Source organism: Chitinophaga varians, from assembly GCF_012641275.1.
In the GTDB taxonomy this organism is placed as follows: domain Bacteria; phylum Bacteroidota; class Bacteroidia; order Chitinophagales; family Chitinophagaceae; genus Chitinophaga; species Chitinophaga varians_A.
This window is the reverse complement of sequence record NZ_JABAIA010000001.1, coordinates 1,738,412-1,750,973: the sequence shown is the minus strand read 5'-3', so window position 1 is coordinate 1,750,973 and position 12,562 is coordinate 1,738,412. Positions and strand designations below refer to the sequence as shown.

Below are 12,562 nucleotides of genomic sequence, written 5' to 3'. Positions count from 1 at the left end.
CACGCCTCATAATGTGACTTTGTGCAGTATTAGCAGGTGCGGGACAGCATTTGGAATTTGAATAAAATCATATAAGAATGGCGTATAATAAGGTTGAAAGTTACGACGAAAAGATCACGTCCGGTCTTGTAAAGAACTATAAAGAATGCCTGGAACTGCTCGGCGAAGATGCCGAACGGGAAGGGCTCCTGAAAACCCCTGAAAGGATGGCCAAGGCCATGCAGTTCCTGACACAGGGGTATCAGCTGGACGCAAGGGAAATTCTGAACGGCGCTAAGTTCACGGAAGCGTATAGTGAAATGGTGATCGTAAAAGATATAGAACTGTATTCCATGTGTGAACACCATATGCTGCCTTTCTTCGGTAAGGCACATGTGGCTTACATTCCCAATGGTTATATCACCGGACTGAGCAAGCTGGCCCGCGTAGTGGACGTATATGCCCGCCGGCTCCAGGTGCAGGAAAGGATGACACACCAGATCCTGGACGCTATCCAGGAAACACTGCAGCCGCAGGGCGTGGCAGTGGTCATCGAAGCGCAGCACCTCTGCATGATGATGCGTGGCGTGTCTAAACAGAACTCTGTTACCACCACCTCCGCTTTCAGCGGCCAGTTCCAGGATGGTACCACCAGAAGTGAGTTCATGAAACTAATTGGCAGATAATCCCCTATGGACACATGAAAAAATGGTTTAACCAGCTACTGGTTAAACCATTTTTTGTTTTAATGCTTTTTTGATGCAGTTTTGCAGCATCCGCAATAATTCTTTATTAAATTCTAATTGATTGTATATTTGAATTATTTTTTATTTGATATAAACACTACAATATAAGCAACCATGAAGCATGCATATGTATTTCCCGGGCAGGCATCACAATTTCCGGGTATGGGCAAAAACCTGTACGAGACCAATGCTAACGCAAAGGAACTGTTTGAGAAAGCCAACGAAATCCTGGGATTCCGCATCTCCGATGTAATGTTTACCGGCACTGAAGAAGACCTGAAACAGACCAAAGTAACGCAGCCTGCGGTATTCCTGCATGCTGTCATCGCTTTCCTGACAACAGAACATTCACAGCCGGAAATGGTGGCTGGTCACTCCCTGGGAGAATTTTCAGCACTGGTAGCCAACGGGGTGCTGTCTTTTGAAGAAGCCCTGCGCCTGGTAGCCATCAGAGCAAATGCCATGCAGAAAGCATGTGAACAGCAACCATCCACCATGGCCGTTATCCTCGGTATGGAAGATGCCAAAGTAGAAGAAATTTGTGCCAAAGTAGCCGCTGAAACCAATGAAGTGGTAGTACCGGCCAATTATAACAGTCCGGGCCAACTGGTGATCTCCGGTACGCTGAAAGCGGTGGAGACTGCCTGCGCTGAATTGAAAGCTGCCGGCGCTAAAAGAGCCATGATACTGCCGGTAGGCGGAGCCTTCCACTCTCCACTGATGGAATCTGCCCGCGAAGAGCTGAAAGCTGCTATCGAAAAAGCAGTGTTCAACACGCCCAGCTGCCCTGTTTATCAGAACGTAGTAGCTGCAGCGGTAACGGAACCTGCCCAGATCAAACAAAACCTGATTGACCAGCTCACCGGTCCGGTAAAATGGAGCCAGTCCGTACTGGCCATGGTAGCCGATGGTGCTACTGAATTTACTGAAGTGGGCCCTGGTAAAGTGTTACAGGGACTGGTGCAGAAAATTGCCAAGGAAGTAGCGGTAAACGGCATTAGTTAATTTATTATTTTGATATTTATTAAATGCAGCGGAGATCAATTTTTATTGATCTCCGCTGCATTTAAAATATCTAAATAACCAAATGCTTAAATTTCTATCGCCATTTCGTACTGAGACAGAAAACGCTGAAGTCCTGCTTTCTCGAGGAAAGCGCTGATCTCCGGATTTTTTTCGTCTATGTTGATAATGCTCATGGGGCCATTCAATGCGGCGGCTACGTGTTGCAGCAGGGTGCTGCCAATGCCGCGCCGGCGGAAACCCGGATGTACGGCGATGTTACGAATACGCCTGCTCTCTTTGTGTACACTGATGAAGCCGGCAACCTGTCCGTCTATGATCGCTTCAAAGGTGGCGGTAGCGGGATATTCCCGTTGTATGCCGGGCACACTGTTGCTCCAGGCCGGCGTCATGTCCATAAAGGTGCTTAATACGGGCCATTCCGGCTGATCCGTTTCCCGGATAGTAACGCCTGGCGTTGTGGTATGAACGGTTATGGTTCCTTTGTGGCAGTGGAACATGCGCAGCTTGTGAAAGCCGCTGTTCGTATAGGCTTTAATGGCAGGAAGATTGGAACTGATGACTTCCAGTATTATTTTGCGGATGCCTGCCTCTTTATAACGCGGAATAAATTGCTGATACATTTTTTGTATCAGGTGCTGGCCACGATAGGCGGGTGTTACACCGGTGCCGCCATTGTACAGTATTGTGGGACGGGTATCGTGGTCTGTTCCGTGCAGAATAAATGCCCCGAGGTCATTTCCGTGGAAAGCGCCGATAGACCATTCCCGGCGAAGGTTTTCAGCTTTCATCTTTTGTTCAAGAATAGATGGGGTGAGGTGCATCGGTACGATATAATCGCTGAATGCTTCGTTGAACGTATGGCTGAGGGTTTCGGTGGATTCTCCCCGCAGGTCTCTGAAATCGTGAAGAAAAATCATGATAAAAAAGTATGTCATCAATATTAACGATGATTGATGACATACCGGATGAGAATATTATAAACGGGAAGTTTATGATAACTCGATGCTTACATTGATCCACTCCGGATCAAACTTAGCAGCGTATTTTTTATAGAAGTTGATGGCTGGCTCGTTCCAGTCCAGTACCTGCCAGAGAACGCCGCTGTATTGTCTTTCTTTGGCTTCTTCAATGATGCGGTCCAGCAGCAGTTTGCCAATGCCCTTGCCGCGCCATTGTTCTGTCACCACCAGGTCTTCCATGTACAGGCGGCAACCTTTCCAGGTTGAATACCGGATGTAAAACAGGGCAAAACCTACAATCAATTCTTTACCGTCCGCATCGGCGGCAGTGGCTACAAAGGCCTTCCATACCGGATTAGCGCCAAAGCCTGCCTCTTCGAAGTGAGCAAGGCTTACGGTTACTTCCTGTGGTGCTTTTTCAAATTCCGCCAGCTCGCGGATAAGTTCCATCAACCGGGGACAATCTTCTTTTCGTGCAATCCTTAACGTTATATCTGCCATGTGGTGTGTATTTACGTAAGTGAGTCGGCTATTTGTTTCAGCGCTTCGGGCCACCAGTCTATCTGCCCCCATTTTTTACCAAAACGTACAATGACGGCCTGTTTCCGGGGAGAGATATAAATCAGCTGGCCTTTTACGCCCAGCGCAAAATAATCAAAATTATGGGGATCTGTTTGGTATCCCCACCAGAGGTATTTGTAGTAGCCGTGAGGACTGCCGGCCCATTTGCAAAGCGGGGGCGTCATGCGTGACAGGTAGGTTGTTGTGTCAGCAGTATGCACAGGCCTGCTGGTAGATTCCTGCATCCAGTCTGCCGGAATAATGGAGCGGCCGTTGAGCTGACCGTTTTGCAGGCATAACTGTCCAAACCGGGCAAAGTCGATGGCCAGTGCATTGAAGCCGCTTTCCATTTTGGCGAAGCCGGAGCGGCGGCTGTCCATGCTCCAGGAGGCGCTGGCTTCGGCGCCCATAGGCTGCCAGATTTTTTCGCTGAAATAGGCAGGTACCTGCTGACCGGTTGTTTTCTCCAGGACCATGCCCAGTAGCAGGAGGTTGTAGTTGTTGTAGTGGTACACCGTGCCGGGTTCTTCTTTCAGCCTGGCTTTCAGGGCCTGGTCGCGCAGCCGGAGGCCGTAGTACACACGGGCATCGTCTGTCCACGGAAACACGCCTTCCCGGTAGTCCAGCCCGGAGCACATCTGCAGGAGGTGGGAGAGGGTGATCTGGCGAAACCCCTGCTGGTCGAAAGCCGGCAGGTAGCGGGCCACAGGATCATCTACCGAATGAATGGCCCCTTCGGCAATAGCGATGCCAACAAGGGCGGACGTCATGGATTTGGCTACAGAAAAGGAGGTGTTGACAGATGTCCGCTGATAGCCGTTGAAATATGCTTCATAACGGACCTGGCCATGCTGCAGCACGATGCAGGCGGTAGTGCCGGTTTGGGCCAGCAGATCGGGCAGCGGGGCCTGTTTCGGCTGGCCTCTGAACTTCCAGGAGATAGTGGGCAGCAGCATTTTTTCCGGGGCCGCTTCCAGCGGGAAAATGGTACTTCCATTGGCAATAGGGGCATTGGCAAAACGTTTGTAGTCGTCGATCTTCGGGATGTTCCAGCACACACAGCGACAAAGGTAAGTGAGCGTATCCATCATATTTCAGGTTAGGGATGGCAAAGATCGCAAGTAAATTGACAAACAATATTGTAATTTGTTGAAGAATCATTAGGATTTGAAAAAATAACCTTTTGTCCATGAAAGAAATCCTGGTGCGGCTTGCATCATATAACCACCGGGCCAATCAGCAGCTGGTGGCGGTCATGTTGAAACTGAATGCAGAACAGGTCATGCAGGACCTTGGAGGTAGTTTCTCTTCCCTGTTTAATACGGTCTGTCATGTGTGGTGCCGGGAGAGTATCTGGTACCAGCGGTTACAGCTGACGGAGCAGCCGGTAGACCCCACGGCGGCTTTCAGCGGCACTTTTGCGGAGGCTTGCCAGGCCTGGCTGCGGCAGTCGCTCCAGTTGCAGGAGTGGGTACAAAGGGCCACTGAGGCGAGATTGAGCCATACCATTGCGTTTACGCCCCGTAAAGGTGAACAGGTAAAGTTGCCCGTACAGGATGCAGTGATCGATACCTGCAACCACAGCACTTTTCATCGCGGGCAGCTGGTACATATGTTGCGCCAGCTGGGCGTTAACCGTATTCCTGCTACAGACTACCACCGTTTTAAGCCTAAAAAGTAGGCGATTTATATTATTTTTACCTCATATACGCAGGAAAAAATTCCGTTTTATGAATGCTGCTTCTTTTTATGCTCAAGCCCCGAAACACCTGGTGGCAGTAGATTGTATCATCTTTGGTTTTGACGAAGGTAAGCTGAAGTTACTGGTGATGAAGCGAAAAGTGGCTCCCATGGAGGGCGAATGGTCGCTTGTAGGTGGTTTTGTGCAGGCGGAAGAAAGTACCGACGACGCTGCGGCACGGGTGCTCAAACATACTACCGGCCTGGAAAATATCTATATGGACCAGCTGCACTGTTATGGTGATGTAACGCGTGATACCGGCGCCCGGGTTATATCTGTGGCGTATTATGCGCTTATCCGCATCAGGGACCATGACCGGCCGCTGGCACAGGAACATGGCGCCCACTGGCTGGAACTGCATGAAATCCCGGCGTTGATATTTGACCATAACCGCATGATCAACGACGCGCTGGTACAACTGCGTAACAACGCCCATTTCCACCCCATCGGATTTGAACTGCTGCCGGAGAAGTTTACCTTGTCACAACTCAGAAGCCTGTACGAAGAGATATACCAAAAGACACTTGATAAGCGTAACTTCCGGAAGAAAATATTGTCATTGGACGTGATGGAGAAGCTGGAGGAAAAAGATAAAACCTCTTCCAAAAAAGGCGCACACCTCTATCGTTTCGACCCCGCACGGTATGAAGCACTGATGCGTAAAGGACTGGTGTTTGAGATATAGTCAGTGCCGGATGAAAATGAACAAAATGAACAGCCATGGGTGGCACCCTGTTCGCTGTATTATTTTTACTTTTCCGGTTGAATTATGATGATCCTCAGACGATATATGCTGTTGCATATGTGCTGGTTGTTGTTTGTTTTCCCGAGATTGCTGCATGCGCAGCATAAAGAGATCGGCAGGATCAAATCACAACTGCCGCATATAAGTGACAGCGTAACTTATGTAGATGCTCTCAACAGACTGGCGGCGGTGTACCAGGCCTGCCAGCTGGACAGCTGTGGGCGTTATGCGTCCATGGCGAGGGATATGGCCGTCCGCATCGGTTACCCTTCCGGCAAAGCCCGGGCGCTGCGTAACCTGGGTAACTACTACACCCTTCGTCCCCACCGTTACCTCTCTTACCTGTTTTATAACGATGCCCTGGAAGAAAGCCGCAAGGCCGGCGATTCGGTCAACGTGTCACAGGTGCTGATGAACATCGGCATCTATCACTATTTTACCGGGAAATATGCATCTGCCAATGATTACGTGGCCCAGTCACTGAAGCTTACCCGTCAACTGAAAGAAGACTCGCTGCATGCCCTCGGGCTGGGCAACTATTACGCTATCAATTATACCGACAGCAGTGCCCGCGATGCTGCTGCCCGGGCGTTACAGGAAGCCATCACCCTGGCCGAGCGGTACCACGATATCCGTGAACTGCTTTATATCCGGCTGCTGCTGGCCAATGAAGACTATGTGGCGGAACGGTTTGATGCCGCCAAACAACGGGTACGGCAGGTGCTCGACACAGCTATAAGAGACGGGTTCGAATATTATGCCATGCGTGCCTCTATGGAACTGTCAGAGTACAAGAGCCGGCTCGGTGAGCCCGACTCGCTGGTCTATCTCCAGGATGCTGTAACGCATGCTGTCGCCGGCGGATATGTAGGCCTGCTGTTGCCGCAGGTGACACAACTGTACCAGTATTTCCAGCAACGGAAAGATACCTTGCAGGCGGCCCGCTATAGCCGTATAGCCCTCAATATCATGCAGCAGCAACAGGATGATATGCAACAGGGGGAAATGGACTATATCGCTTATTCGCTGCAGGACCAGACACTGGACTCCCTGAAGATGCAGTCAGACCTGCAAAAGACAGCACTGCAGAAAACAAGGCTGGCACAGCGCTACTGGCAGTACCTGTTCATCTTCGTGGTGGCCATTATCATACTGCTGATGGTGCTCACCTGGTTCCTGATACGATCGTACCGCTCCTCCCGCCTGCGTTCTGTGAGGCTTACCCGCGTGAAAACCGAGATCGCCGCCGCCAATGAAGTGCTGAAAAAAAACGATGACTTCAAAAACAAACTTATCTCCCTGATAGCGCACGATTTCAGAACACCGTTATACAACATTATCGATATCACCGGTTTTGTGAATGAAGATATCCTTACCCCTGAAGATGCTACCAGCATGGTGATGGAAGTGGAACAAACCGCCACCGCCACGCTGACTGTTTTTGAGGAAATACTGAGTTGGATGCGGACGCAATTGACAGGTTTTGTGTACCGGCCGCATTCCTATGTGCTGACCGATATGCTGGAGGTGTCTGCCCGTAATGTGCAACATCTGCTGCGTGAAAAAAATATCCGCATGGAACTGGTTGTCCCGTCAGGACTGACAGTGCAGGGCGACTTTGAAATGCTACAGTTTGTACATCGTAATTTTTTGCATAATGCCATTAAATTTTCACCGGAGAAAGGCGTAATAACGATCATGGCCCTACGTAAAAACGGCTATGTGGAAGTTTTTTTCCGGGACCAGGGACCAGGCATAGATCCGGTAGTGTTGCCGGGACTTTTCACTTACAACAGTGAAAGCTATGCCCATAAGCGGTCCGGCAAAGGGGCAGGACTGGCGCTGATCATATGCCGGGACTTTATTGATAAAATGAATGGTGATGTAGGAGCCGTTAATAATGACCAGGGCGGAAGCACCTTCTTTTACCGTGTGCCGGAAATTGATGTTTAAAAGGATACAGCAAGCATGATAAAAGCGTTTGTGCGTCAACGTTATATAGCCATAGTCATGACAGTTGCCTGGCTGCTGTTACTGCCGGTGCTGCAAAGCAGGGGGCAGGCGGCCGTATTGCCACGTTTGCAGCGTGATCTGGCACAGCAGCGTGACAGCGCCGGCTACGTGTCCGTATTGGGCAAAATCGGCGCATTATACGCCAGCATCAACCTGGACAGTTCATTTTATTACGCACGCCAGGTGCTGGAGATAGCCAGCCGTCAGAAAAACCTCAAAGGCCTGGCTGACGCCAATAATATGCTGGGATGGTATTACACGGCCAAAACAGATTATAACGTTGGCATACAGTATGCCTATAAAGCATTGTTACTCAACGAGCAGCTGGGTGATTCCGCGCAGATGGTGCGCTCGTTGAACATCATCTACGGCTGTTATAAAAATTCCGGTCACCCGGCAGAAGCCAACAATTATTTCTACCGTGCTTTTCATATAGCCAACCGGCTGCCGCCGGATAAAGACTCCATAACAGCTACCATGCTGGTCAACTATGCCTGGCGTTTTTTTAATGACAGTACCAGAACAGATTCCGTTCGCCTGGTATTGCAGCGGGCGGCGGCTATCCTGAAGAAATATCCCGACAGCAGGGCCGGTTTTTATGTGGCGGCTTTTGAAGCCGATCTCCTGGTACGGGCCGGCAAAGGGAAAGCGGCGGAAGAGCGGATATACACCCTCGCCGATCTGGCGCAACAGAAAGGAATGCCCTATGTGGCCATGGACATGTACGGACGGCTATACGATTATCAGCGCCTTGGCTACTTTGCAGACTCCACCCGTTACCAGGAGCAGGCATACGAAGTGGCCCGGCAATCGGCCAGCATGGAACTGAACCTGTACTGGCTGGGAAGGCTGTATGATTATCACCGCAGTCATCAACAACCGGACAAAGTAGTGTACTATGGGAATGAAATCATGCGGCTGGCAGCGATGGACCGCTATCATAACAATCACCACGAAGCGGCTTACATTGATTTCTTCCTGAAAGAAAAAGCCTTGCAGGCTTTATCACTTGCTACCAGGATACAGCAACAGGAGCTGGAAAAAGAGCTGGCAGAGAAAAAGAACCGCGCGCTTATCGTCAAAGGACTGCTGATGATCATCATCCTGCTGATATCCCTGTTTGGCAGCCGGTACCTGCATTACCGCCGCTGGAAACAACAGGAAAACGCACTGGAGCTCAGTTATGTGCAGCTGGCCAAAAACAATGCAGCCCTTACAGAGAACGATGTTTTTAAAAACAGGTTGATCAGCATGCTGGCAACTGATTTCAGGACGCCATTGCACCATATCATTGCTGTGGCTGACCAGTTAAAGACCGGCACGCTCACACAGCCAGAGGTAGTAAGCCTGTTGAAACAGATTGGCAACGCCTCCCGCAAAACGCTGGACGCGTTTAATAATATCCTGAAGTGGCTGAGGCTGCAGCTGTCGGGGTTTGTATACCAGCCCGTCACCACGGAGCTGCTGCCGGTAATCGTGGAAGCGCTGGAGCCGTTGCAGGAAGAAATCCGGGATAAACGGCTGACCATCGTGAACCGTGTTGGCCCCAGGATTACCGTTATTGCGGATAAGGAGATACTGCAACTGGTAAACGTGCAGTTGTTGCAGGTGGCCGTCAGCACGGCGAGGCCGGGCACCTTGCTGCTGATCTCTACCTACGGTGAAAAAGGAAAAGTGACAGTGCGGTTTATGGTTGATGGCGGGGCCGCTACCGGTAAACTGCTGGAAGAACTGAAAGACAAGGAACACAATATTTTTGCGTTAGGTATTATTATCAGCCGGGACTTTATGCACAAGATGAAGGGAGGCCTGGTGGTGGAAGAGGAAGACAACGGGTTTCTCATGATGGAGTATACGATTTGATCCTGTAGTTATCCTTTCAACGTATATGCGTCAGTGTTGTATTACCGCTTTAGCATGCCTGCTATGCTGGCAGCTGACAGCGCAGGTGCCGCAAATGCCGGAACTGCGCCGTGAGTTGTTGCAGCAGCGTGACAGTGCCGGTTATCTGGCAGTGCTGGGGAAGATCAGTGCGTTGTATTCCGTGATAGACGTGGACAGCAGTTTTCAGTACGCACTTAAAGTCCGCGATATGGCAGCCCGGCTGCACAATGCCAAAGGCCTGGCCGATGCCAACGATCTGATAAGCTGGTGTTATGCCCTGAAAACAGATTTCGGCGCGGCAGGTATCTACGCCTACAAAGCCCTGAAAATACATGAACAGCTGGGCGATTCCGCGCGGATCGCCAAAACGCTCAGTAATATCTATGTGTACTATCGCAATATGGGACGGCGCGAGGACGCCAATGATTATTTCTATCAGGCATTTAAAATGGCCAGCCGCCTGCCTCCCGACAACGACTCCGTATATGGTATCCTGTTAGTCAACTATGTTATGCGTTTTTACAGGGACAGTACCCACGCGGACTCTGTTCATTGGGCATTAAAGCGTGCGCGGCGGGTGATTCAAAAGTATCCGCGTTCCAAAATCAGTTTTTATGTAGACGCTTATTCGCTGAACGACCTGGTGGAGAAGGGGCAGGGCCGTCGGGCGGAAGAAATGATTTATCAGCTGGCAGACAAGGCCCTGCGCAGTGGGATGCCTTATGTAGCGATGGACATGTACGGGCGGCTGGATGATTTTCCCCGCATGGGTTATCATCCCGATACCGTACGGTACCAGGAGAAAGCGTACCAGTTAGGAGTGCAAACCGGCAGTATAGAACTGAACCTTTACTGGCTGGCACGGCTATACGATTATTACACGCAGAAAAAAGATGCCGCGCGCGTAGTGCAGTATGGCCGGGAAATTATGCGGCTGGCGGCAGAAAAACGTTATCAGCCCAATGCCCATTCATTTGACTATATCAACATTTTCCTGAAAGAAAAGGCGGTGACAGATTTACGGCGGCAGAACCGGCAGAGGCAACAGTTACTGACGGCGGAGCTGACAGAATCGGCCAATAACCAATTGATCGTAGTGGGCATACTGATCGTGGTGGTATTGTTCCTGGCCTTTTACCTGGGACGGTACTGGCATTATCTGCGATTAAAGCAGCAGGACGAAGCCCTGCTGCGGGGATATCGCGAAATGGCGGCCGCCAATCAGGCATTAACAGAGACAGATGCGTTTAAAAATAAGCTGATCAGCATACTGGCACGGGATTTTAGGGGGCCATTGGTGCATTTGACCGAAGTGGCGGCGCGGTTTAAATCGGGCAACCTGTCGAAGGCGGAAATGGCTTCTTTTTTAAAGCATATCAGTGTCACTTCGGGTAAAGTGCTGGAAGTTTTTGACAAAATTTTAAAATGGCTGCGGCTGCAATTGTCCGGTTATCGTTATGAGCCGGTACGTTGTTTACTGCTGCCGCTGATGCAGAGCGCACTGGAGCCGCTGGAGGCGGAGCTGGCGCGGAAGCGGCTCATCGTCAAAAATTATATTCCCGCAAGTGCTTCCGCATTGACAGACGAGGAGATGTTGAAACTGGTGAACATACAACTGCTGCAGATAGCTGTGGCCGTGGCATTGGCCGGCAGTATGCTGGAAATATCCGTTGACCGGACAATGGCGCAAACAGAAGTATATATCAGGGTGAAGACAGGAGAGGATGCCCGGTTTGTGCTGGAAGGACTGGAAAACTGGCAGGACAACGGCCTGGCATTGGGGCTGGTGATCAGCCGTGACTTGATGAAGATGATGAACGGCTATATTATAGCAGAAGGCCAGGAACATTCGTACCTGGCCTTCGGGTATATTTTACCGTGAAAAATTACTTACCGAATTTTTCGCCGTCGTAAGCCCATTTAATATAGCTGGCGCCCCAGGTGAAACCACCGCCGAATGCGGCCATAATGATGTTATCACCTTTTTTCAATTGTTTTTCGTAGTCCCACAGGCACAAAGGAATAGTGCCGGCAGTGGTGTTGCCATAGCGGTGAATGTTCATCATGACCTTTTCTTCCGGCAGATTGATATACTGCGCGGTGGCCGCGATGATGCGTTTGTTGGCCTGGTGCGGAACAAGCCATGCGATATTTTCTGCATTGAGGTTGTTACGTTGCAGGATACCATTGGCTGCTTCGGCCATGTTGGAAACAGCGTATTTGAACACCATTTTACCTTCCTGGTATACGAAGTGTTCGCGGTTCTGTACTGTTTCGATGGTGGCTGGTTTTACGGAGCCGCCGGCTTTCATGTGCAGGTATTCGCGGCCATGGCCGTCGCTTTTCAGGATGCTGTCCATCAGGCCGTATCCTTCGGTGTTAGGCTCCAGCAGTACGCCACCGCCGCCATCACCGAAAATGATGCAGGTAGTTCTGTCTGTATAGTCAATGATAGCGCTCATTTTGTCGGCGCCAATCACCATTACTTTCTGATAACGGCCACTTTCAATGAACCGGGCGCCGGTGTCCAGTGCGTACAGGAAACCGGAGCAGGCAGCACTGATGTCGAAACCGAATGCGTTTTTAGCACCGATTTTATCTGTTACAACATTGGCTGTGGCGGGGAAGGTCATGTCAGGGGTTACAGTAGCTACGATCAGCAGGTCGATGTCTTCAGGGGTAATACCTCTTTTCTTGCAGATTTCCAGGGCGATAGGTACACATATGTCGGAAGTGCCTTTCCCTTCTCCTTTGAGAATTCTTCTCTCAGAAATGCCTGTTCTGGTCAAAATCCACTCATCTGTTGTGTCTACCAGTTTTTCCAGTTCCTGATTGGTCAGCACGTAATCAGGAACATATCCACCCACCGCTGTGATAGCGGCCGTAATTTTATTCATATAAACTAAAT

General features: G+C 50.3%; 11 protein-coding genes. 7 read left to right on the top strand and 4 right to left on the bottom strand.

What is annotated here, in order from left to right; translation table 11 throughout:
* Positions 1–77 precede the first annotated feature (77 nt).
* Both folE and fabD read left to right on the top strand, forming a co-directional pair.
* On the top strand, positions 78–665 hold the full coding sequence (gene folE, locus HGH92_RS07025) for a GTP cyclohydrolase I FolE (RefSeq protein WP_168870018.1): 588 nt from the start codon (positions 78–80) through the stop codon (positions 663–665).
* A 174-nt stretch (positions 666–839) separates the two neighbouring features.
* The gene (gene fabD / locus HGH92_RS07020; RefSeq protein WP_168870017.1) at positions 840–1,730 is read left to right on the top strand and encodes an ACP S-malonyltransferase; all 891 of its coding nucleotides are present in this window, start codon (positions 840–842) and stop codon (positions 1,728–1,730) included.
* Positions 1,731–1,816: 86 nt separating this feature from the next.
* Here fabD and HGH92_RS07015 read toward each other — a convergent pair whose 3' ends face one another.
* The 3 genes from HGH92_RS07015 to HGH92_RS07005 all read right to left on the bottom strand — a co-directional run bounded on the left by HGH92_RS07015 (position 1,817) and on the right by HGH92_RS07005 (position 4,362).
* A complete protein-coding gene (locus HGH92_RS07015; protein ID WP_168870016.1) occupies positions 1,817–2,668 on the bottom strand; it encodes a GNAT family N-acetyltransferase in 852 nt (283 codons plus the stop codon).
* A 72-nt stretch (positions 2,669–2,740) separates the two neighbouring features.
* Positions 2,741–3,211, bottom strand: a complete 471-nt coding sequence (locus HGH92_RS07010) for a GNAT family N-acetyltransferase (RefSeq protein ID WP_168870015.1) — start codon at positions 3,209–3,211, stop codon at positions 2,741–2,743.
* Between the two features lie 11 nt (positions 3,212–3,222).
* A complete protein-coding gene (locus tag HGH92_RS07005; protein WP_168870014.1) occupies positions 3,223–4,362 on the bottom strand; it encodes a serine hydrolase domain-containing protein in 1,140 nt (379 codons plus the stop codon).
* Positions 4,363–4,460: 98 nt separating this feature from the next.
* On the opposite strand from HGH92_RS07005, the gene HGH92_RS07000 reads away from it, so the two are divergent.
* The 5 genes from HGH92_RS07000 (at position 4,461) to HGH92_RS06980 (ending at position 11,536) form a co-directional block, all read left to right on the top strand.
* Positions 4,461–4,952, top strand: a complete 492-nt coding sequence (locus HGH92_RS07000; protein WP_168870013.1) for a DinB family protein — start codon at positions 4,461–4,463, stop codon at positions 4,950–4,952.
* Between the two features lie 49 nt (positions 4,953–5,001).
* Entirely contained in the window at positions 5,002–5,697 is a 696-nt protein-coding gene (locus HGH92_RS06995; RefSeq protein WP_168870012.1) for an NUDIX hydrolase, read from the top strand.
* A gap of 84 nt (positions 5,698–5,781) precedes the next feature.
* Positions 5,782–7,710 carry a tetratricopeptide repeat-containing sensor histidine kinase gene (locus HGH92_RS06990; RefSeq protein WP_168870011.1) on the top strand — a complete coding sequence of 643 codons (1,929 nt, stop codon included), beginning with the start codon at positions 5,782–5,784 and terminating at the stop codon, positions 7,708–7,710.
* 15 nt (positions 7,711–7,725) lie between these two features.
* Positions 7,726–9,633 (top strand): sensor histidine kinase, encoded by a 1,908-nt coding sequence (locus HGH92_RS06985; RefSeq protein WP_168870010.1) that lies wholly within the window; start codon positions 7,726–7,728, stop codon positions 9,631–9,633.
* Between the two features lie 25 nt (positions 9,634–9,658).
* Positions 9,659–11,536 (top strand): sensor histidine kinase, encoded by a 1,878-nt coding sequence (locus HGH92_RS06980; RefSeq protein ID WP_168870009.1) that lies wholly within the window; start codon positions 9,659–9,661, stop codon positions 11,534–11,536.
* A 4-nt stretch (positions 11,537–11,540) separates the two neighbouring features.
* Here HGH92_RS06980 and HGH92_RS06975 read toward each other — a convergent pair whose 3' ends face one another.
* Entirely contained in the window at positions 11,541–12,551 is a 1,011-nt protein-coding gene (locus HGH92_RS06975) for a beta-ketoacyl-ACP synthase III (RefSeq protein WP_168870008.1), read from the bottom strand.
* Positions 12,552–12,562 lie beyond the last annotated feature (11 nt).

What these genes read in the sequence shown, in the direction of transcription:
- folE (WP_168870018.1), top strand. Translation starts at nt 78, where the DNA reads ATGGCGTATAATAAGGTTGAAAGTTACGACGAAAAGATCACGTCCGGT.
- fabD (WP_168870017.1), top strand. Translation starts at nt 840, where the DNA reads ATGAAGCATGCATATGTATTTCCCGGGCAGGCATCACAATTTCCGGGT.
- HGH92_RS07015 (WP_168870016.1), bottom strand. Translation starts at nt 2,668, where the DNA reads ATGATTTTTCTTCACGATTTCAGAGACCTGCGGGGAGAATCCACCGAA.
- HGH92_RS07010 (WP_168870015.1), bottom strand. Translation starts at nt 3,211, where the DNA reads ATGGCAGATATAACGTTAAGGATTGCACGAAAAGAAGATTGTCCCCGG.
- HGH92_RS07005 (WP_168870014.1), bottom strand. Translation starts at nt 4,362, where the DNA reads ATGATGGATACGCTCACTTACCTTTGTCGCTGTGTGTGCTGGAACATC.
- HGH92_RS07000 (WP_168870013.1), top strand. Translation starts at nt 4,461, where the DNA reads ATGAAAGAAATCCTGGTGCGGCTTGCATCATATAACCACCGGGCCAAT.
- HGH92_RS06995 (WP_168870012.1), top strand. Translation starts at nt 5,002, where the DNA reads ATGAATGCTGCTTCTTTTTATGCTCAAGCCCCGAAACACCTGGTGGCA.
- HGH92_RS06990 (WP_168870011.1), top strand. Translation starts at nt 5,782, where the DNA reads ATGATGATCCTCAGACGATATATGCTGTTGCATATGTGCTGGTTGTTG.
- HGH92_RS06985 (WP_168870010.1), top strand. Translation starts at nt 7,726, where the DNA reads ATGATAAAAGCGTTTGTGCGTCAACGTTATATAGCCATAGTCATGACA.
- HGH92_RS06980 (WP_168870009.1), top strand. Translation starts at nt 9,659, where the DNA reads ATGCGTCAGTGTTGTATTACCGCTTTAGCATGCCTGCTATGCTGGCAG.
- HGH92_RS06975 (WP_168870008.1), bottom strand. Translation starts at nt 12,551, where the DNA reads ATGAATAAAATTACGGCCGCTATCACAGCGGTGGGTGGATATGTTCCT.